The organism is Vibrio sp. 811 (assembly GCF_033339195.1).
This window is the reverse complement of record NZ_JAWOUB010000075.1, coordinates 1-1,307: the sequence shown is the minus strand read 5'-3', so window position 1 is coordinate 1,307 and position 1,307 is coordinate 1. Positions and strand designations below refer to the sequence as shown.

Genomic DNA, 1,307 nt, shown 5'->3' with positions numbered 1-1,307 from the left:
CGCATCGATACTATTTCTAACCTGCCTCTTGGGATGGAGCCCATCAATGTCTATCAGGTTGAATGGCGACAAGACGTGATAGAAATGGGGCTGGTGGGGGACAGGCCTCTTGAAGAGCTTAAGCCGATTGCGAAGCAGATTGAAGATGAGCTTCTGCAGCTTAATAACGTCATGTTGGTGTATTTAAGTGCGCCAGAGGAAGAGATTGCGATTGAAGTCGATCCCCTCGTGCTGCGTAAGTATGACCTAACGTTGAATGACGTAAGCAATGCCATTCGTCGTTACTCGGCAAACTTCTCGGCGGGCGAAGTCAAAACAAACTCTGGGATGATTGCGGTTCGAATCGAGAACCAATATTACCGTGGAGATGAGTTTAGAAATATTCCCGTTAAGCTAGGTGCCAATGGTGCCAAGGTATTGTTGCAAGACATTGCCACCATCAAAGATGGTTTTACCGAAGAAGAGCGCTACTTTGAGTATTCGGGTCAAAATGCTATCTACATGTCAGTCGAAGCGACGCGCGATCAAAACATCATTCCGGTTGCTCAGTCAGTTCGTAACTACATCGAAGCCAAAAACAAAACCTTGCCGAGCGATGTTCAGCTAAAAATTCTGGTCGACATGACGTACTACCTAAATGGTCGTCTAGACATGATGCTGAAAAACTTGCTGCAAGGCGCGGTGCTTGTTGCGATCATGTTGACGATTTTCTTACGTTTCCGTTTGGCTATGTGGGTAATGATCGGCTTACCAGTGTGTTTCCTTGGTGCGGTGATGATGATGCCAGCTTTGGGTATTACAGTGAACATCGTCTCGCTGTTTGCTTTCATCATGGTGCTCGGAATTGTGGTGGATGACGCCATCGTCATGGGAGAAAGTGCGTACAGTGAAATCGAAGAAAAGGGCGGCGGTGTCGAGAACGTGGTACGCGGTGTCAAACGCGTTGCTACGCCAGCGACATTTGGTGTTCTGACAACGATTGCTGTATTCGCACCATTCTTGCTTTCGAGTGGTATTGATAGCGCTTTCTTTTACGGCATTGCTGGTGTCGTGATTCTGTGTTTGATCTTCAGTTTGATTGAATCAAAGTTGATCCTACCAGCGCACTTGGCGCATACCCATTTTAAACCAGTCAAACCTGGTGGATGGCGAGATCGTTTCAACCAACGTTTCTTCGGCTTTGTAAACGGCACTTATCGTAACTTCGTGAAAGCCTGTACGCATTGGCGTTGGACGGTATTTGCTGTGTTCTGTGGTTTATTGCTGATCAGTGCTGCATTGGTTAAATCCAACTATGTGCGTGTTAT

General features: G+C 46.8%; 1 protein-coding gene. It reads left to right on the top strand.

Annotation, left to right across the window (positions count from 1 at the left end):
• A partial coding sequence (locus tag R7Q46_RS24890) for an efflux RND transporter permease subunit (protein WP_318077887.1) occupies window positions 1-1,307 on the top strand: 1,307 nt, incomplete at both ends.